This is a genomic window from Amycolatopsis sp. FU40, assembly GCF_021903635.1.
Classification (GTDB): domain Bacteria; phylum Actinomycetota; class Actinomycetes; order Mycobacteriales; family Pseudonocardiaceae; genus Amycolatopsis; species Amycolatopsis dendrobii.
Window position 1 is genome coordinate 7,367,164 of sequence record NZ_CP091381.1, and the last position, 17,784, is coordinate 7,384,947.

The 17,784-nt window shown below is 67.9% G+C and carries 17 protein-coding genes; 10 read left to right on the forward strand and 7 right to left on the reverse strand.

Annotated elements, in window-relative coordinates; genetic code table 11:
* Positions 1-318 precede the first annotated feature (318 nt).
* Together L3Q65_RS34670 and L3Q65_RS34675 are read left to right on the forward strand one after the other, a co-directional pair.
* On the forward strand, positions 319-1,506 hold the full coding sequence (locus L3Q65_RS34670; RefSeq protein ID WP_246412172.1) for a GGDEF domain-containing protein: 1,188 nt from the start codon (positions 319-321) through the stop codon (positions 1,504-1,506).
* A 162-nt stretch (positions 1,507-1,668) separates the two neighbouring features.
* Complete coding sequence (locus L3Q65_RS34675) at positions 1,669-2,187, forward strand: GNAT family N-acetyltransferase (RefSeq protein ID WP_237597591.1); 519 nt, start codon at positions 1,669-1,671, stop codon at positions 2,185-2,187.
* On the opposite strand, the gene L3Q65_RS34680 is transcribed toward L3Q65_RS34675, so the two are convergent.
* Together L3Q65_RS34680 and L3Q65_RS34685 are read right to left on the reverse strand one after the other, a co-directional pair.
* Positions 2,168-3,061, reverse strand: coding sequence for a Scr1 family TA system antitoxin-like transcriptional regulator (locus tag L3Q65_RS34680; protein WP_182892805.1), 894 nt, complete (start codon positions 3,059-3,061; stop codon positions 2,168-2,170). The genes L3Q65_RS34675 and L3Q65_RS34680 overlap by 20 nt on opposite strands.
* 111 nt (positions 3,062-3,172) lie before the next feature.
* Positions 3,173-3,583: a DUF3151 domain-containing protein gene (locus tag L3Q65_RS34685; RefSeq protein WP_182892806.1), complete on the reverse strand. Its 411-nt coding sequence runs from the start codon at positions 3,581-3,583 to the stop codon at positions 3,173-3,175.
* Between the two features lie 234 nt (positions 3,584-3,817).
* On the opposite strand from L3Q65_RS34685, the gene L3Q65_RS34690 reads away from it, so the two are divergent.
* Together L3Q65_RS34690 and L3Q65_RS34695 are read left to right on the forward strand one after the other, a co-directional pair.
* Complete coding sequence (locus tag L3Q65_RS34690) at positions 3,818-4,987, forward strand: hypothetical protein (RefSeq protein WP_237597592.1); 1,170 nt, start codon at positions 3,818-3,820, stop codon at positions 4,985-4,987.
* A 12-nt stretch (positions 4,988-4,999) separates the two neighbouring features.
* Positions 5,000-6,928 carry a UvrD-helicase domain-containing protein gene (locus L3Q65_RS34695; protein ID WP_237597593.1) on the forward strand — a complete coding sequence of 643 codons (1,929 nt, stop codon included), beginning with the start codon at positions 5,000-5,002 and terminating at the stop codon, positions 6,926-6,928.
* Here L3Q65_RS34695 and L3Q65_RS34700 read toward each other — a convergent pair.
* Positions 6,925-8,691 carry a hypothetical protein gene (locus L3Q65_RS34700; RefSeq protein ID WP_237597594.1) on the reverse strand — a complete coding sequence of 589 codons (1,767 nt, stop codon included), beginning with the start codon at positions 8,689-8,691 and terminating at the stop codon, positions 6,925-6,927. The two genes, L3Q65_RS34695 and L3Q65_RS34700, sit on opposite strands and share 4 nt — an antisense overlap.
* 196 nt (positions 8,692-8,887) lie before the next feature.
* On the opposite strand from L3Q65_RS34700, the gene L3Q65_RS34705 reads away from it, so the two are divergent.
* Positions 8,888-10,303: an alpha-L-fucosidase gene (locus L3Q65_RS34705; RefSeq protein ID WP_237597595.1), complete on the forward strand. Its 1,416-nt coding sequence runs from the start codon at positions 8,888-8,890 to the stop codon at positions 10,301-10,303.
* Between the two features lie 35 nt (positions 10,304-10,338).
* Positions 10,339-10,518 carry a type II toxin-antitoxin system Phd/YefM family antitoxin gene (locus L3Q65_RS34710; RefSeq protein ID WP_182892810.1) on the forward strand — a complete coding sequence of 60 codons (180 nt, stop codon included), beginning with the start codon at positions 10,339-10,341 and terminating at the stop codon, positions 10,516-10,518.
* A 158-nt stretch (positions 10,519-10,676) separates the two neighbouring features.
* Here the strand turns inward: L3Q65_RS34710 and L3Q65_RS34715 are convergent, their stop codons facing one another.
* The 3 genes from L3Q65_RS34715 to L3Q65_RS34725 form a co-directional block, all read right to left on the reverse strand.
* The gene (locus tag L3Q65_RS34715) at positions 10,677-11,333 is read right to left on the reverse strand and encodes an MBL fold metallo-hydrolase (RefSeq protein ID WP_182892811.1); all 657 of its coding nucleotides are present in this window, start codon (positions 11,331-11,333) and stop codon (positions 10,677-10,679) included.
* Positions 11,334-11,456: 123 nt separating this feature from the next.
* Positions 11,457-12,488, reverse strand: coding sequence for a class II fructose-bisphosphate aldolase (gene fbaA / locus L3Q65_RS34720; protein ID WP_182892812.1), 1,032 nt, complete (start codon positions 12,486-12,488; stop codon positions 11,457-11,459).
* A 104-nt stretch (positions 12,489-12,592) separates the two neighbouring features.
* Positions 12,593-13,414 (reverse strand): LLM class F420-dependent oxidoreductase, encoded by an 822-nt coding sequence (locus L3Q65_RS34725; protein ID WP_182892813.1) that lies wholly within the window; start codon positions 13,412-13,414, stop codon positions 12,593-12,595.
* A 62-nt stretch (positions 13,415-13,476) separates the two neighbouring features.
* Between L3Q65_RS34725 and L3Q65_RS34730 the strand changes: the two genes are divergently transcribed.
* The 3 genes from L3Q65_RS34730 to L3Q65_RS34740 all read left to right on the forward strand — a co-directional run bounded on the left by L3Q65_RS34730 (position 13,477) and on the right by L3Q65_RS34740 (position 15,846).
* Positions 13,477-14,391 carry an aldo/keto reductase gene (locus L3Q65_RS34730; protein WP_237597596.1) on the forward strand — a complete coding sequence of 305 codons (915 nt, stop codon included), beginning with the start codon at positions 13,477-13,479 and terminating at the stop codon, positions 14,389-14,391.
* A gap of 82 nt (positions 14,392-14,473) precedes the next feature.
* Positions 14,474-15,364, forward strand: coding sequence for an SDR family oxidoreductase (locus tag L3Q65_RS34735; RefSeq protein ID WP_182892815.1), 891 nt, complete (start codon positions 14,474-14,476; stop codon positions 15,362-15,364).
* A gap of 8 nt (positions 15,365-15,372) precedes the next feature.
* A complete protein-coding gene (locus tag L3Q65_RS34740) occupies positions 15,373-15,846 on the forward strand; it encodes a pyridoxamine 5'-phosphate oxidase family protein (protein ID WP_182892816.1) in 474 nt (157 codons plus the stop codon).
* Here L3Q65_RS34740 and L3Q65_RS34745 read toward each other — a convergent pair.
* Positions 15,843-16,886 (reverse strand): zinc-binding dehydrogenase, encoded by a 1,044-nt coding sequence (locus L3Q65_RS34745; protein ID WP_237597597.1) that lies wholly within the window; start codon positions 16,884-16,886, stop codon positions 15,843-15,845. The two genes, L3Q65_RS34740 and L3Q65_RS34745, sit on opposite strands and share 4 nt — an antisense overlap.
* Before the next feature lie 68 nt (positions 16,887-16,954).
* Here L3Q65_RS34745 and L3Q65_RS34750 point away from each other — a divergent pair, with 68 nt between their 5' ends.
* Positions 16,955-17,722, forward strand: coding sequence for a helix-turn-helix transcriptional regulator (locus tag L3Q65_RS34750; RefSeq protein WP_182892818.1), 768 nt, complete (start codon positions 16,955-16,957; stop codon positions 17,720-17,722).
* Positions 17,723-17,784 lie beyond the last annotated feature (62 nt).

Consider the following 17,784-nt stretch of genomic DNA (forward strand, 5'->3'; position numbering starts at 1 on the left):
CCGACATGCCCCGCGCGTGAGGCTCTGACCTGCGCGACCTTGCGGTGCTGCTACGCGGTCACTGTTCCTTGCTGCGCATCGCTGGTCACCCTTCATCCGGCGTGTTCGGGAAAAATGTACACACCTAAGGCCCTTGTGGACAGGCGGCAAACGGTCTGAAACTGTGAGTAAGGCGAGTGTCACTGGAGATCCGCGCAAGACCCGGGGGGAAGAATGGTCACATTGGGGGAATTTTCTGGTCTGGGGCTGCGCGATGCGGTTTCCCGGTGGTCGCTCTGGACTCGACCGCGTCAGTGGGTCGCGGTCACGCTGACGAGCATGGCCGTCACGGTGGTGCTCACCGTGGTCAGCACGCTGGTGTTCCCGGTCAGTCTCGGCCAGATCGGCATCCTGTGCATGCTCGTCGGACTGGCGATCGCGCAGACTGAGGTCACCCGGCAAATCGAGCGGCAGCGCCGGATGCTGAGCCAGGGCCCGCACATCACCGTCACCTCGGTGTGGCTGCTTCCGGCGGCACTGCTGGTGCCGCCGCAGCTGGTGGCCGCGCTGGGCGTGATCATCTACGTCTACCTGGCGTTCCGCAGCTGGAACGGCACGCGCCCCGGTGAGGCGCACCGCGTCGCGGCCAACGCGACCACGATGATCCTTTCCGGTTTCGGCGCCGCGCTGGCCGGACACCTCGCGGACGGCCACAGCGTCACCACCGTGGTGGCGGGCGCACTCGGATACTTCCTGGTCAACACCGCGCTGACCGGCCTTGGTCTGTACCTCGGCGACCCGGCGAAGGCGACGGCCGAATCGTGCCTGGGCACGATGGACGACAACCTGCTGGAACTTGCGACCCTGTGCGTCGGCGGGCTGCTCGTGATGGTGCTGAGCCACGAACCGCTGCTGTCGGTGCTGGTGATCCTGCCGCTCTACGTGCTGCAGCGGTCGATGCTGATCAAGCGGCTCGAGGAACTCGCGACCACGGACCAGAAAACGCAGCTGCTCAACGCCACCACCTGGCAGGACGGCGCGCAGCGCGAGATCTCCCGCGCCGAGCGCGAGAACGGCAGCTTCGGCGCGCTGATGATCGACCTCGACCACTTCAAGCGGATCAACGACACGTTCGGCCATCTCGCGGGCGATGACGTGCTCAAAGCCGTTGCCGCCGTGGTGAAACAGGAAACCCGGGCACACGACCTCGTCGGCCGGTTCGGCGGCGAGGAGTTCGTGGCGCTGCTGCCGTCGACGTCGAAGGAAGACGCGATCGTGACAGCGGAACGAATCCGGCAGCGGATCAGCGAGCTGGTGATCCCGACCCAGACGAACGAAGGCGAGGCGGTCTCGATCGAGAACCGGACCGCGTCGATCGGGGTGGCCGCGTTCCCGCTGGACGGGACAAGCATCGAGGAAGTGATGGCCGCGGCCGACGCCGCGGTGTATGCGGCGAAGAACAGCGGCCGAAACCGGGTCGTCGGCTCGGTCACGCCGCCGACCCGGGAACTCGCGGCAGTCGCCTGACGACCTCGGACCCGGCCGGCACCCTCCCCCGGCCGGCCGGGTCCATCCTTCGTCAGCCCCGGAATTCGGAGACACTGTGCCGATGATTGCTAATCCGGCCACCGTCACGGCCTAATGGCTTCGTAGCAACGGTTACGTACCGAAGGGGGGTCCGGCCTACTTATGGTCGGATTAGTAAAACCTGTGCCGCTCACCGAGATCCGCCCAGCCCGCGACGACGAACTCCCCGCCGTCGCCGCGTTGCGCTGGCGGTGGGTCACCGACCAAGGCGGTCCGCTGCACTGTGCTCAGGCCGATTTCGTCCGCGAGTTCGCCGCTTGGGCTCGCGCGCACGCCGAAACGCATCACTGTCTGGTCGCGGTGCGGGACGAACACGTGCTCGGCATGGCCTTCCTCGCGCTAACCCCCAGAGTGCCGACACCGCACGACTTTTCGCGGGTCTGCGGCGACGTGCAATGCGTGTACGTGGTGCCGGAGGCGCGTGACAGCGGCGTCGGCGGGCTCCTGATCGAGGCGACGCTGCGGCTGGCCGCGGAATTCGGGATGGAGCGGGTGACCGTGCATTCCTCGGATCGCGCGATCCCGGCTTACCTGCGGCACGGGTTTTCGGTGTCGAAGAACCTGCTGCAAAGCGAACTGCGGATCGCGGTCGACGTACCGGCTAACCGAGCATATTCCTAGGCCCCTCCGGCTTTTTCCCCTGCGCGATCTCCCTGAACTCCTGCGCGGTGCGCTGCACGAACGCCGCCGACGCGCGGGAATCCAGGGAGACTTCGCGGATCCGGTCCGCGACCTCGCAGTAGGTGTCGGTCCCCTCGTCGAGGAGGAAGGCCCCCGAGTGCTGGTGCTCGAAGTAGACGATCGGGTCGCCGACCTCCACGTAGTACACGCAAAACCGGCCGGCCAGACCGGGATGTCCGCCGTAGCCCGCGGGCACGACGCGGACCGACAGCTTCGCCGACGTCGCCATGAGATCGGCGAGGAAACGCAGCTGCCGGGCCATCGTCGCCGGTCCGCCGACCGGATTGCGCAATGCTGCCTCGCCCAGCAGCACCTCACACGGAATCGCGCCGGGGCCGACCACCAGCGGACGGCGCATCATCCGGATCTCCGCCTGGCGTTCCGCGTCCTTCAGCGGCAATCCGTCGGCGAGGAACAGCGCCCGCGCGTAATCCGGGATCTGCAGCAGTCCCGGCACGAGAAGCGGCTGCCATTCGACGACCGACGTCGCGGCGCGTTCGCACGCGAGCAGCCCGCCGAGATGGTCCGGGTCGGACTGTTTGCCTCGGGCGACCCAGCCCGGTTCGGCGGTGCCGCGCGCCAGTTGCAGGATCCGTTGTTTCTCCGCACCCACGACGCCGAGCGCGCCGAGGATGCCCGCGACGTCCTCGAGCGCGGGAACCCGTTGTCCCAGCTCCCAATTCGACACCAGCGCGGGGTTGGTGCCGACTCGCCGGGCGAGTTCGCGCAGTCCGAAACGGGCGTCGATCCGGGCCTCGCGCAACGCGGTGCCGAGGGTGCGGATCCGGGGGGTGAGCATGGCCGTGCCTCGCATGGCCGCCTTTGTAGGTGTCACCAAATGCGAACACCTCTAGCTGTCACCCGAAGGTGGGCAGGCGGCCCGGTCGCGCCCGGGTTTTCGCCGGGGCGCGACCGGCGGCCCGCGTCACTTCAGGCCGGTCGCCTCGGCCGCGGCCGGGTCGGAGTCGGCGAGGAACGTCTTGCAGCGTTCGTACTCCTCGGACTCGCCGATCCGGCCCGCCGCGGTGCCGAGCGCGGCGAGCGCGCGCAGGAAACCCTGGTTCGGCCGGTGTGCCCACGGCACCGGGCCGAAGCCCTTCCAGCCGGCGCGGCGGAGCTGGTCGAGACCGCGGTGGTAGCCGGTGCGGGCGTAGGCATAGGCGGCGACGGTCTCGCCGTCGGCGAGCGCGCGTTCGGCGAGCGTGGCCCAGGCCTCGCTGTAGTCGGGGTGTTCGGCGGCCACGGCGGACGGGTCCGTCCCGGAGTCGAGCGCGGCCTGCGCGTCGGTGTGCTCGGGCAGCAGCGTGGGCTCGGGGCCCAGCAGGTTGTGCGTCATGCCGCCATTGTGCCCACGATGCTCCCGGCTCAGAGGAACAGGCTGGTCAGCACGCCTCCGCCGGCCAGAACGAGTGCTGCGATCAGCACGGCGGCGACGGCTCGTTTCGGCATCATGGGCCGACACCCTGCCGTGCCGGGCGGCGCGAGGGCAAGTCCGCCACCCGTAGGGGTGAACCCCGGTTTTTGCCCCTTCTCCCGCCGCGTCCTCTTGCGGCAGGGAATGATGGCGCCTATGACAAAGGCGGTTGAAGACGTCGCCTGCCCCGCGGTCCCGCGCGGACCCGTGGGCAAGACCAGGCTTTTCTTCGCGACGCACTGGCACCGCGGCGCGCCGGGAGCACCGACGCCGGCGTGGGTGCTGCGGTTCTGTTACGGCATGTGGCTGACCGCGTTCGCGTTCAAGCTCGTCGGGTCGTCGTGGGACATGTCGTGGCACTTCAAGTGGCTGCGCGACGACCTCGCCCCGCCGCACCTGATCAACACCGTCGGCACGGTGATCGTCGTCGTGCTGGTGGCGATCCACAGCTACACCGGCCTCGGCTGCGACCGGCGCTCGCTGCGGCTCATGCAGGCCGGGCTGATCGTGTTCCTGGTCGCCGCGCCCCTCGACGTGATCAACCACCGCGTGAACGGCCTCGACCTGACCGCGTGGAGCCCGTCGCACATGATGCTGTACCTCGGCACCGGCATCATGCAGGCGGGCGTCCTGCTCGGCTGGCTGCGGCTGTCCCCGCCGGGCCGTTTCCGCACCGGGGTGCTGCTCGCGCTGTGGGCGTTCTTCCTGGAGAACACCTTCTTCCCGAACGGGCAGCAGGAGTACGGCATCCTCGGCCTGCGGGCCTGGGAACGCGGCACGCCCGAGGCGGAGCCGACACTGCTTTCCTTCGCCGCCAACCAGATCGGCCACCCGGTCGACCGGGCCGCGGTGGTGCACTTCACGATGCCGATCCCGGAGTGGGTGTACCCGCTGTGGGGCATCGGGGTTTCGGCGCTGATCCTCGTGCTCGCCCGCAAGACCGTCGGACGGCGCTGGGCCGGGCTGACCGTGGCCGGCGCGTATGTCGCGTACCGGTGCGTGATGTGGCCGCTGCTGCTGGCGCTGGGCTTCCCGGTGTCGACGGTGCCGTTCTATCTGCTGGCCGTCGGGATCGCGGTGGACCTGGCCTTCCTTCTGCCGCGACCGGCGCTGACGGGGGCGGTTTTGGTGACCGTGCTCGGGTACGGCGCGTTCTGGGTGCAGTCGCGGATGCGGCCTTGGCTGCTCGGGGAACGGCAGACGGAGTCCGCGCCGCCGGTCGCGTACTGGACGGCTTTGGTCGCTGTGGTGGCGGTGTTCGCGTTGTGGGCCGGGGCTGGCCCGGCGAAGGAGTGGTGGGCTTCGCGGCGTGCGGTCGCGGCGTAACGCGGGGGTTCCGTGGGACTCAGCACGCACGCCCGCAGGCAGGTCCAGCGGCAGGCCACGCGACTGATCGCGGAGCGGTTCCGGGATCCCCTGCGGCGCAACGCGCTGGCCGGGTTGCTGGAGCGGACCGCCGAAGGCTGGCATCTGGCGGTGCGCACCGGAGCCCCGGGGACCGCCGACGCCTTCCTGATCGGCCGCGCCGGGGTGTTCGCAGTTGTTGTCACCGATCCCGCGCCGGACGAGGCGACGATGCGAGAGGTGGCGCGGGACGCGGAAGAACGGTTCGCCGGACTGCCCGGCCCAGGCGGACAGCGCATTGCCCGGAGCGCGGTGACGCTGGTCGCGATCGTCGGCGCGGATTCTCCGCCGGGGCCGCGCAACGCCGGGCCGTTCTGGTCGTTGCCAGCGGCCAAACTGGACCAGCTTTTCCGGCGCGACACGGTGCATCTGACCGCGCGGCAAGCCGCCAAGATCGCCGACGGGCTCGCCGCGCGGTTGCGTGGCTACGAGTGGCTGACGGTCTCGGCTCCGGAGAAGGAAGCCGGGTCGTTCGAGCTGCTCTCGGCCGAGAGCGTCGCGGACGAGCAGTTGATCGCCGCGGTGGAGCGGCCGTTCGAAACGTGGATGACGTTTCTGCATCCCGACCAGGCCGCGCTGGCGGCGCGGAACTACTCCGGTCCGGCGCGGATCAGCGGTCCGGCCGGGACCGGGAAGACCGTGGTCGCGCTGCACCGGATGCGGCACGTCGGCCGCCGGAGCACCGGCCCGCTGCTGTTCACGACGTTCGTGCGCACGCTGCCGCCGGTCAACGAGACCACGTTCCGGCGGCTGGCCCCGGAGCTGGCCGATCGAGCGCAGTTCGTCAGCCTGCACGCGTGGGCGCGAGCGTTCCTCCAGCGGCGGGGCATCGAGCTGAACACCCATTCGCGGCTCACCAAGGACGCGTTCGGGCGCGCGTGGAAGGAGCATCGCGAACCCCTGGAGCGGCTGGGTCCGAACTACGACTACTGGGAGACCGAGGTCCAGCGCATCATCAAGGGCCAGGGCATCCGGACGCTGGAGAAGTACCAGTCCATTCACCGAGCCCGGCGCGGGCTCCGGCTCGACCGCGGCCAGCGCGAGAAGGTCTGGCAGCTGTACACCGCGTACGAGGAAAATCTGGCCGCGAACGGGTTGCACGACTTCCATGACCTGCTGTCCCGGGCGAGCATCGAACTCGAACGACAGCCGCTCGAAGAGCCTTATGCGTCCGTGGTGGTGGACGAGGCGCAGGACATGACGTTGACCGGCCTGCGGCTGTTGCGCACGATCGCCGGCGACGGGCCGAATCAACTGCTGCTCGTCGGCGACGGACAGCAGCAGGTCTATCCCGGTGGCTGGCGGTTGTCCGACGCCGGGATCCCGATCCAGGGCCGCGGCGAGGTGCTCAAGGTCAACTACCGCAACCGTGCGAGCATTCTCGACTTCGCCCGGCGGATCAACGCGGTGGACGATTTGGACGGCGCGGCGGGGGTTGCGCTGCGGGACGCGGATTCGGTCAACGAGGGCGGCGTAGTGCAGTCCTGGACCGGCACCCCGGCCGAACTGCCGGACGCACTGGCTACGGCTGTCCGTGCGCTGGAGATTCCGCTCGGGGAGACAGCGTTGATCACCTTCAGCAATGCGGATGCCGATCAGTGCCGGCGGCTGCTGGAATCCGCTGGCGTTCCGACGCGTGCTCTCGAACGGTACGTCGGAGCGGCCGAGGACCGGCTGCACGTCGGGACTGTGCACCGGGCGAAGGGGCTCGACTTTCGCGCGGTGCTGGTCGTCCAATTGCCGCGTCCTGCGCCGGAAGACCCTGCGGAGCAAGAGGAACAGCACGAGTTGCGCAGTCGGCAGCGACTGGTCGCGGCTACCCGGGCGCGGGACTTTCTGTGGTGGGGCGTCGTTCAGTCCTAACTGGACAGAAAGCGACGGTAATAGTCGGTGGCCGGTTTGATGCCGTGGTCCGGGTCGGCGTTGTACAGCCCGTCCGGGCCTTTCGGGCCGAAGCTGTACGGCTGGTACAGCGTCGCGCAGGACGGCTCGGCTTTCGCAAGTCGTTGCCAGCGTTGCCATTCCGCGTCGTAGCAGGCGAGGTGGTAGCGCAGCACGGCTTTGTCGTACCCGCCAGCGTAACCGCGCAGCATTACTTCCCAGCCGTGGTGCACGACGCGGTGCCAGGATTGACCGTAGCGCGCGGACACTCGCAAGTAGGTTCGGTCAGCGTGATCCCGCAGCGGAAGCGTGCCGGACAGCGCGACGATTTCGTCCCACATCCGGGCCGCGGCGGCTTTCTCGGCGAGCACCGACTCGACCCGCCCCATTGCGATGATTGCATCATAATCGCTGGCCAGATCCTTGTCGGAGCCGCCGAGGAACTGGTCGCGGGTCCACATCAGCCTGCCCATCGGGTGCACCGCACTGTAGTGCCCGCGCAGTACGGCGGCCGCCGACAGCAACGCCAGCCGGCGGAAGCGGCGGACCTGGTCGCCGTGCAGGCCGAGGCGCGTCGTCGCGTATTCGGTGAACGCGCCTTCCTCGCCGAGGCCGGTGTCGCGAGTCCAGCGGGCGATGACCCAGGTGTTGAGGTCGCACCACAGTTCGTTCCGCAGATACGGTCCGCGCCATCCGCCGCCGCGGGACCAGGTCCAGATGCCGGCGACGATGGGATTGTCGGCGACCTCGGCGAGCCCGATCGGACCGGTGCGCGGCTGGGTGCGGAATTCTTCGAAACCGTTGACTACGCCATCGATCACGTAATTCGGGAACGCGCCTTTGCCCTCGTATTCGCGCTGGCATTCCACTTCGATGATCTGCCGGTGGTTGCCGACCCCGATGGTGCGGTTGAACGGGATGGTCCGCCAGAAGTCTTTCGCGGTGTGCTTGATCGAGAAGATCAGGTTTTCGTGCGTTTCGACCTGGTCGGTGACCTGCCGGTAGAAGTCCGGGTCGCTGGTGAGCTTGTCGCCGCCGGTCGACCAGGTGCGGTAGAAGACCCGCTTGCCAGCGCGTACGCACAACTCGTCGCGGAGGATGCCGAGCAGGGTCAGATGACTGGTGGCGCCGTTGGTGATCGGATTGTTTCCAGTGTGGAACGGGACGTTCTGCACGTACGTCTCGCCGGTGCGCACGACAATTCCGTCCAGGCCGGGAAAACGCGCGCAGATCTCGCGCAGCATGCGCCGGTGGATCTGCTGCGTGAGCGGGCGGTCGAAACTGATTCTGCCTTGACTGTCGAGAATTTGGTCGCCGTACAGTTCGACCAGGCGTTTCGGCAGCACGATGATGTCGGTGAAGAAATACGCCGCGATGCCCGCCGCGTGCGCTCGCGCGATGTGCGCGTCGATCTTCTCCGCGGTGGCATCGACCCACGCGCGACCCGTTGAGCCAGCGGGGAAAATGCGCTCGTCGAACGTCTCGAAGGTGATCGCGGTTTGCGGCGGGGTGAATTCGTTGATCACCTGACCGTCGTAGCCGTACGCCTTCAACGTCGCAGGATCGTTGAAGCGACTGGAAAACAGTGGTTCGCCGGGATTGTTCTGGACCATGTCGAGCAGGAACGGCAACCGTCGCCCCGGCTTCGGATCAGCGAACGCGGTCCCCGCGGTGGCAGCCAGAGCCGCGAGGACTGCCCCGCCGCGCAACGCCGTCCGCCGACTGGTTTCCCACGCTGCACCCATGGCGGCCACCCGTCGATAGATCTGATGTATTCACTCGACCATAAGAACGGCACTCGACCGCGTCAATCGGCCAACCGTCGTGTTCATGCTTGTGAACAACTGTCTCGGCGAGACAGGAGGCTTGCCGGTCGTTCGCCGAGCTGGTACGCCTGAAAGGCCAAGACATCTGATGACCGCCGCCAACGGGAGTGGATGCATGGACCAGGCAGGAATCAGCCGCCGCAGCGTACTCGCCGCCGCGGGCGCCGCCGGTTTGCTCGGACTCACCGCGACACCGGCCCAAGCCGCCGCCACGCCTTGGTACCCCTCCGCCAAATTCGGCGTGTTCATCCACTGGGGCGCTTACTCAGCCGCCGCTTGGGGCGACGCCAAACACGCAGCCGAGTGGTACCTGTACGCCATGAACGTCACGGACCCCGCGCGCGGCACCGGAACCCGGGACCACCACCTGAAAACCTACGGCGCGGATTTCGCCTACGACCAGTTCATCCCGCGCTTCACCGCCCGCCGCTACAACCCGCACTCCTGGGTACGCCTGTTCGAACAAGCCGGAGCCCGGTATTTCGTGCTGACCTCCAAGCACCACGACGGTTTCCAGCTGTTCCGCAACACCGCGTCCGACCGCAATTCCGTCCGCCTTGGCCCAGGCCGCGACCTGGTCGGAGAGCTCTTCTCGGCCGCCGCGAACACCCGGCTCAAACGGGGCCTCTACTACTCCCTAGGCGAGTTCTACAGCCCCGCGCTCGGCACCGCTCCCAGAAACCCTTACACCGGCGCGGAAATCCCCTACACCGGTTATCGCCCAGTCACCGACTACGTGTCTCAATACGAGCACGTACACCTGAAAACCCTGATCGACCACTACGATCCGGATATTCTCTGGGCCGACGGCCAGGGCTACCACGAATTCGGCGGCGGCCCGATCTTCCGGTCGAAGACGTGGGACTGGCGCAGCGACGAAATCCTGGCCTACTACTACCGCAACGCCGCCGGCCGCCCGCACCCGAAGAGCGTCCTGGCCAACGACCGCTTCGAGGCTTCGCACGCGGATTTCGCGACCGTCGAAGGGGATAACAAGAAGTACGTCCTGCGTCCGGATCCGTGGGAAGCCTGCCTGAATATCGGAAAGTCCTGGGGCTACAACGAGAACGAGGATCCAGCGAAGATCAAATCCTCGGTGCAGCTGATCCGCTTGCTCGCCGAGGTGGTGAGCAAGAACGGAAACCTGCTGCTCAACATCGGCCCCCGAGAGGACGGCACGATCGCGGACTGGATGAGTTCGCGCCTGCTGGACATGGGCCGTTGGCTGCGCATCAACGGCCGCGCGATCTATGGGTCGAAGCCTTGGATTCGGGCGATGGACGGGGACCTTTGCTACACGCGGGCGCGCGGCGCGTTCAACCTGATCCCGCTCCATTGGCCGGACGGTCGGCTTCTCGTACCGGGTGACGTGCCGATCAACGATCGCTCGCGAATCCGCTTGCTGGGCGGGCATTCCCGACCGCTGCCGTGGACCCGCACAGCGGACGGGATCGTGATCGACCTGCCCCGGCACCGGACAGATGACTTCACGGAGGAGTTTCCGGCGGTGCTCTCGGCGACGGATTGGTAGGGCGAACCGCCGCGACAGCAGGCTACGTTGATGTCGTGAAGGTGATTACTCAGCGCGAGTTCCGCAACAACTCCGCTGCCGTCATGGACGCCGTCGAAGCGGGCGAGGTCTATTGCGTCACTCGCAACGGCGTCGAGGTGGCCGAGTTGCGGCAGGAAGCTGACGAATTCTTCGGCACTGAGGACCGGCTAGATCCTGACGACGCGTGGGAGTGATCTCATGACCGAACGCCACGAGAAAGGCGTGCTCGACACCAGCACTTGCATCGACCTGGGCTTGTCGCGCTGGTTCTCATGATCGCCGCCATCGCATCCTCACGAGAACTGCCGCTCTGCACCCGTAACGCAGACGACTCCAAAGGACTGGGCACCATTCACCAGCCGCGTTCGCGCCACTCGGGGAGCTTCGGCCGTTCCGCCCCCAACGTGGAATCGCCGCCATGTCCAGGATAGAACCACGTCTCGTCCGGCAACTCCCCGAAGATTTTCTCCTCCACATCCTTCAGCAACGAAGCGAAGCGAACCGGATCCTGCTCCGTGTTCCCGATCCCGCCCGGGAACAGCGAGTCCCCGGTAAAGAGATGCGGAATCCCCTCCGGATCCCGGTAAACGAGCGCGATACTCCCCGGCGAATGACCGACAAGATGCCGAGCCGTCAACTCGACCTCGCCGACGCGGACAGTGTCGCCGTCGTCCACCGGAACGTCGATGCGAGCCTTGATTCCGTCGACGTCGTCGCGCCCAGCATAGGTACGGGCCCCGGTTGCCTCGGCGACTTCCGCGAGCGCGATCCAGTGGTCCCAGTGCTGATGCGTGGTCACGATCGATGCCAGACCACCGTCGCCGGCCAGGGCGAGCAGCGTTCGCGGGTCGGCGGCCGCGTCGATCAGCAGTTGCTCTCCGGTGGCTCGGCAGCGCAGCAGGTACGCGTTGTTGTCGATCGTGCCGACGGAGACTTTCGAGATGGTCAGCCCGCTGGTTTCCCGCACGTCGGCGGGGCCGCCGGTGGTCACCACTCCGGTGTAGGTCATGGAGTTCCTCCCTCGTCACGGTCCAGCCAACCGATGCCGCGAGCAACCGTCAACAACTGACCACCCCGCGCAAAAAGGGAGGCCGCCCCGACCTAGATCGAGACGGCCTCCCCGAAAACAACGTCAGCCCAGCTTCTTACCAGCCGAGCCCAGTGCCTGCGTAGCCTCGACCACCCGGGTCGCCATGCCCGCTTCGGCGGCCTTCAGGTAGCTGCGCGGGTCGTACACCTTCTTGTTGCCGACCTCGCCGTCGATCTTCAAGACACCGTCGTAGTTCTTGAAGAAGTGGTCCGCGATCGGGCGGGTGAACGCGTACTGCGTGTCGGTGTCCACGTTCATCTTCACCACGCCGTACGAAACCGCCTCGCGGATTTCCTCCGGGAGCGAGCCCGAGCCGCCGTGGAAGACGAGTTCGAAGGGCTTCGAGCCGGCGTCCAGGCCGAGCTTCTTCGCCGCCGCTTCCTGGCCGCCCTTGAGCACGTCCGGGCGCAGCTTCACGTTGCCCGGCTTGTACACGCCGTGCACGTTGCCGAACGTCGCGGCCAGCAGGTAGCGCCCCTTTTCGCCGGCGCCCAGCGCGTCGATCGTCTTCAGGAAGTCGCCCTCGGCGGTGTACAGCTTCTCGTTGATCTCCGCCTCGACGCCGTCTTCCTCACCGCCGACGACGCCGATCTCAACCTCGAGGATGATCTTCGCCGCCGCGGCCTTGGCCAGCAGTTCCTGCGCGATCTGCAGGTTCTCGTCCAGATCGATGGCCGAACCGTCCCACATGTGGGACTGGAACAGCGGCAGGCCGCCGTTACGCACGCGCTCGGCGGAGATCTCGATCAGCGGGCGGACGAAGCCGTCCAGCTTGTCCTTCGGGCAGTGGTCGGTGTGCAGCGCGACGTTGACGTCGTACTTCGCCGCCACCACCTGAGCGAACTCGGCCAGCGCGGTCGCGCCGACAACCATGTCCTTCACCTTCTGCCCGGACGCGAACTCCGCGCCGCCGGTGGAGAACTGGATGATCCCGTCGCTCTCCGCCTCGGCGAACCCGCGGATCGCGGCGTTCACGGTTTCCGACGAGGTCACGTTGATGGCCGGGTAGGCGAATTCGTCGTTCTTCGCCCGGTCGAGCATCTCCGCGTACACCTCGGGGGTGGCGATGGGCATCGGTTCCTCCTCGAGACGACTGGCTTCTACAGCGGCATCGTACGAGGTGGACCGGCCGGGCCGACCGGTCCTACCTCACACGAGACGAAACCGACTGGAGCGATTCAGAGCAGCTCCGCCGCGATTGCCCGGTAGGCAGGGAACGGATCCTCGTCCAGCGACTGCACGCTGACGTGCTCGGCTCCCGCGTCGAGGTGTGCTTGCAGGCCCGTGGCCAGCGCTTTTCCGTCGCCGTGGACGGCGAGCGCGTCGATCAGCCGGTCGCTGCCCTTCCCCGCGATGTCCTCCTCGGAGAAGCCGTACTTGCGCAGGTTCGCGGTGTAGTTGGACAGGCCGAGATAGAACTGCACGGTCTTGCGGCCGGTCTCGCGCGCCCGCTCCGGATCGGTGTCGAAGACGACCTTCTGCTCGGGGGCGAGCAGCGCGCCAGTGCCGACGATCTCCCGCGCGGCCCGGGTGTGCTCCGGAGTGGTCAGGTACGGGTGCGCGGCCGCGGTGCGGTCGCGAGCGAGTTCGAGGACCTTCGGGCCGAGCGCGGCCAGCGCGCGCGATTCCGCGGGCACCCCGGCGGCGTCGAGTGCGTCGAGGTAGTCGACCAGCGCCGCGTACGGCTTCTTGTACTCCTGCGTGTGCTCGCGGTGGCCCGCGCCGACGCCGAGCAGGAAGCGTCCCGGGTGCTTGCCCTCGATGCGGTGGAAGGCCCGCGCGATGTCCTCGGGTGCGTCGGCCCAGATGTTGACGATGCCGGTGGCGATCTTGATCCCCTCGGTCGCGGCCAGCAGTTCGTCGACGATCGCCAGGTCGCCGCCGGGAGAGCCGCCGAGCCAGATCGTGCCGTAGCCCAGTTTCTCCACCTCGGCGGCGAACGTTCCGTCCACCGCGGCCGACATCCGCCACACGCCTAGCTTGCCCAGTTCGATAGCCATGTCCCGCCCAACGCGCGAGAACCCGGTTTTCCTCCCGCCCCGGCCGGATTAGGTTCGAAAGCATGACGAAGCTCGGCACTACGGAACTGGACATCCACGGCCTCAACCTCGGCTGCAACGTCTTCGGCAACACCGCGGACGAACCCACGTCATTCGCTGTTCTCGACGCGTACACCGCGGCCGGCGGCAATTTCCTGGACACCGCCAACATCTACGGCGGCGGAGGCGGTTCCGAAACGATCATCGGCAACTGGCTCGCCAAGCGCGGCCGCCGCGACGACATCGTCATCGCCACCAAGGTCGGCGGGGGAGACCAGCGACCCGGCCTCTCCGCGAAGAACATCGCCGCGGCGGTCGACGAATCGTTGCAGCGTCTGCGAACCGACCACATCGACCTGTACTACGCACACGTGGACGATCTCGACACCCCGCAGGAAGAAACCGTGGGCGCGTTCGACCAGCTCGTCCGCGACGGCAAGGTCCGCTACATCGCGGCGTCCAACTACGAACCGGACCGGCTCGCGTCCGCGCTGTCCATTTCGGACCAGAACGGGCTCGCCCGATACGTTGCCCTGCAACCGCATTACAACCTGGTCGAGCGGGATTACGAGCGCGAGCTGGCCCCGCTGGTCGCGCGCGAGAACCTGGCGACGCTGCCGTATTTCGGCCTGGCCAAAGGATTCCTCACCGGCAAGTACCGGTCGAAGGACGAGCCGGGCGACTCGCCGCGCGCTCCGCGCGCACTGGCGTACCTCGACGCCCGGGGCGAACGAGTGCTCGCCGCACTGGACGAGGTGGCCGCCGCGCACCGCACTTCGGTCGCCAGTGTCGCGCTCGCGTGGCTGCGTCAGCAGCCGACCGTCGCCGCGCCGATCGCCAGCGCGCGGACCCCGGAGCAGCTCGTTGACCTGCTCGCTTCGGTCGAGCTGAACCTGACCGACGCCGAACTCACCGCTTTGGGCGAAGCGTCGAACTGATACTTACCGAAGAGTAGCTTACTGCGGGTAGGTTGTTGTACGGTGCCCTCCGGACAGGCAAAAACCGGCTCAGGAGGGCACCGTGGCTCAGAAGCAGGTCGACGGCAAGGTCGTGCTCATCACCGGAGCCGCTCGCGGGATCGGAGCCGGCCTGGCCGAGCGGCTCGCCGCGCGCGGAGCCAAGGTCGCGCTCGTCGGCCTCGAGGCCAGCGAACAGGAGGCGGTCGCCAAGCGGATCGGACCGAACGCGAAGTCCTGGGAAGCCGACGTGACCAGCTGGGACGACCTCGAGCGCGTCACCGAGGGCGTGGTCGAGCACTTCGGCGGCATCGACATCGTCATCGCCAACGCGGGCATCGCGACCGCCGGATTCGTGCGCTCGGTGGACCGCGCCGCGTTCGAGCGGGTGATCGAGGTCGACCTGCTCGGCGTGTGGCGCACGTTCCGCGTCACGATGCCGCACGTCATCGAACGCCGCGGCTACCTGCTCGGCATTTCCTCGCTCGCCGCGATCACGCACGCGCCTGGCATGGCGAACTACGCCGCCGCGAAGGCCGGCGTCGAGGCGTTCTGCAACAGTCTCCGCGCGGAGGTCGCGCATCTCGGCGTGAAGGTCGGCGTCGCGCACCCGACCTGGATCCGCACCGACCTGGTCGAAAGCGCCGACGCGCACCCGGTGTTCGGCAAACTGCGTTCCGGGATGCCGGGTTTGCTCGGCAAGACCTACCCGCTGGACGTCGCGCTCGACGACCTGGAAGCCGGGATTCTGCGCCGCGCGCGGACGATCCACGTGCCACGCTGGGTCGGCGGCCTGAAGCTGCTGCGCTCGTTCCTGCCGCCGATCGTCGAACTCGGCGCGCGGACCCGGGTGCCGGCGGCGGACCGGGCCGCGCTGAAGGACGTCGAGGAGCGCGGCGCGTTCGAGTCGTCGGTCAACGGCCACGGCGGACGCGCGGCCACCAAGCGCAGCTGAGGAGCGCCATGTCCCGTCGCGACCAGATCCGGATGACTCCGGACGAAGTGCAGGCCTACCTGGCCGAGCAGAAGGTCATCAACGTGGCCTCGGTCGGCCCGAACGGCAGGCCGCACCTCACCGCCCTCTGGTACTACCCGCACGAGGGCGGGGTCGCGACGTGGACCTATGGCACCTCGCAGAAAGCGAAGAACCTGCGCCGGCTGCCCGAGGCGACCGTGCTGATCGAAAGCGGCGATTCGTACGACCAGCTGCGCGGGCTTTCGTTCGAGGCGGACGTCGAGTTCGTCGAGGACACCGAGCAGGTCACGGCGATGGGGATCGCGCTGATGATGCGCTACTCCGGAGCCGAACCGGGCGCACCGGCACCCGACGAACTGCGGACCTTCATCGAACGGCAGGCCCCGAAGCGGGTCGGGCTGATCCTGCGTCCGACGAAGATCGCGAGCTGGGATCACTCGAAACTCGGCGGCGGCTACTAAGGGACGAGAGCCACGAAGCTCAGCCCGGAGGTACGTTCAGCCAGGTCGAGAGCGCTTTCTGGATCGTCCAGGCTGGCCTTCAGCAGTTCGACGGCGGCAAGGTCCAGCGCACCCGAGCGGACGAGGTTCCACACCGTCCGCACCGTCTCGTCGTCGCTCATCCAGGAACCGCGCAGGGTGAGCCTGCGGTGCATGAATTCGCCGTACGGAATGGTCAAATCCTGGCGTACGCCGCCGACGAGCACCAGGGTGCCGCGCACGCGCAGGCTGTCGTAGGCCGCCATCGTCGCGTCCGCCGTCGGGGTGGCACCGAGAGCGTCGAGGGCCACGTCCACCGGGCCGATCGCCGCCGCGTCCGTCGTGCGATCGCCGGTCAGCTGGTGGGTACGCACGCGCGGACCGAGCTCGCCCAGCCGGTCGAGTGCCTCCTTGTTGCGGCCCACCGCCGTCACGGTCGCCGCGCCTTCCGCCAGCGCCAGCAACACGGCAGCGCCGCCCATCTGACCGGTCGCGCCGATCACCGCGACGTCGCGTCCGGCCAGCGGATCCGCGGTGTGCAATCCCGCGGCGGCAACGCAGAGCCACGGCAGAAACGCCAGCCGTGCCGGGTCGGGGTAATTTTCGGCACCGGGCAGCTTGACCATCGTTTCCTTGGCACACAACGCTTTTTCCGCGAACGCACCGTCGCGCCAGACCTCGCGCATGCGGTCCGTGCGTTCGGTGCTGCCAGAAGCGCCGAGGCCCACCCAGCCGACCAGGATCTCGTCGCCGTCGCCCGCGTTGAGCAACGCCGTATCCAGCACGATGTCGCCCGGCGCGACATGGAATACGTCCGGCGCGACGTCAGTCACGCGGCCAACGCACGAAGGGCCGAGGATCAGCGGAATCGGCAGGCCACCGCGGCCTCCCGCCACCACCGCCTTCGTGTAGGCCGGGAGGTGCGCGGCGAGCACCTCCACGACTACGCCACCGCCCTGCAGCGTGGGTTCCGGTGCCTCCGAGAGGCGCAGGCCTTGTGCGTCAACAGTCCAAGCTCGCATGAATCCAGCCTCGCGCGCCGTTAAGCTGGTATCCAGAATCGCGTTATTCTGGTACTGGAGGTTCTAGGGTGAGCGCCGAACTGGGCACCTTCCTGCGCAGCCGCCGCGAGCGGATCGCCCCTGCCGACGCGGGCCTGCCGGTCACCGGACGCCGCCGCACCCCCGGATTGCGCCGCGAGGAGCTGGCCCTGCTGGCCGGGATCAGCGCCACCTGGCTCACCTATCTCGAGCAGGGCCGCGACGTCCGCCCGTCCGACCAGGTGCTCGACGCCCTGGCCCGGGCACTGCGGCTGACCAGCGCCGAGCAGGAACACCTGCGCCGCCTCGCCGATGGCGGAGCAACCGCCGAGGACGCGCCCGAGGAAGCCGCGCCCGAGGTCGCGGGCGTCCCGGCGATGCTCGGCGACAACCCCGCGTACGTCACCGGCATCTGCTACGACCTGCTCGCGTACAACGACGCCGCCGCGGAACTGTTCCAGCACATCGAGCCGGGTGCGAACGTCGTCCGCTGGATGTTCACCGAGCCCGCCGCCCGCGAGATCCTCGTCGACTGGGAGCAGGAGGCGCGCAACATCCTGGCCCGGCTGCGCGCGATCGCCGGGCGGCATCCCGGCCACCCGCGCGTGACCCGGCTCGTAGCCGAGCTGACCGAGGCGAGCCCCGAGGTGCGCGAGTGGTGGCCGCACTACGAAATCCAGTTCAGCCACGCAGGTCAGAAGCGCTTTCGGCACCCCCGGCTAGGCGTGGTGACGGCGACGCACGCCGCGTTCCACGTGGCCGAGCGTCCGGAGCAGACGCTGGTGGTCTACCGCCTGCCGAGTGATACTGACGAGTAGGAAGTACTTTCGAGTAACTGTTACCTGAGGTAACATCAACGCTGCCAGACCCCCAGCGCAGC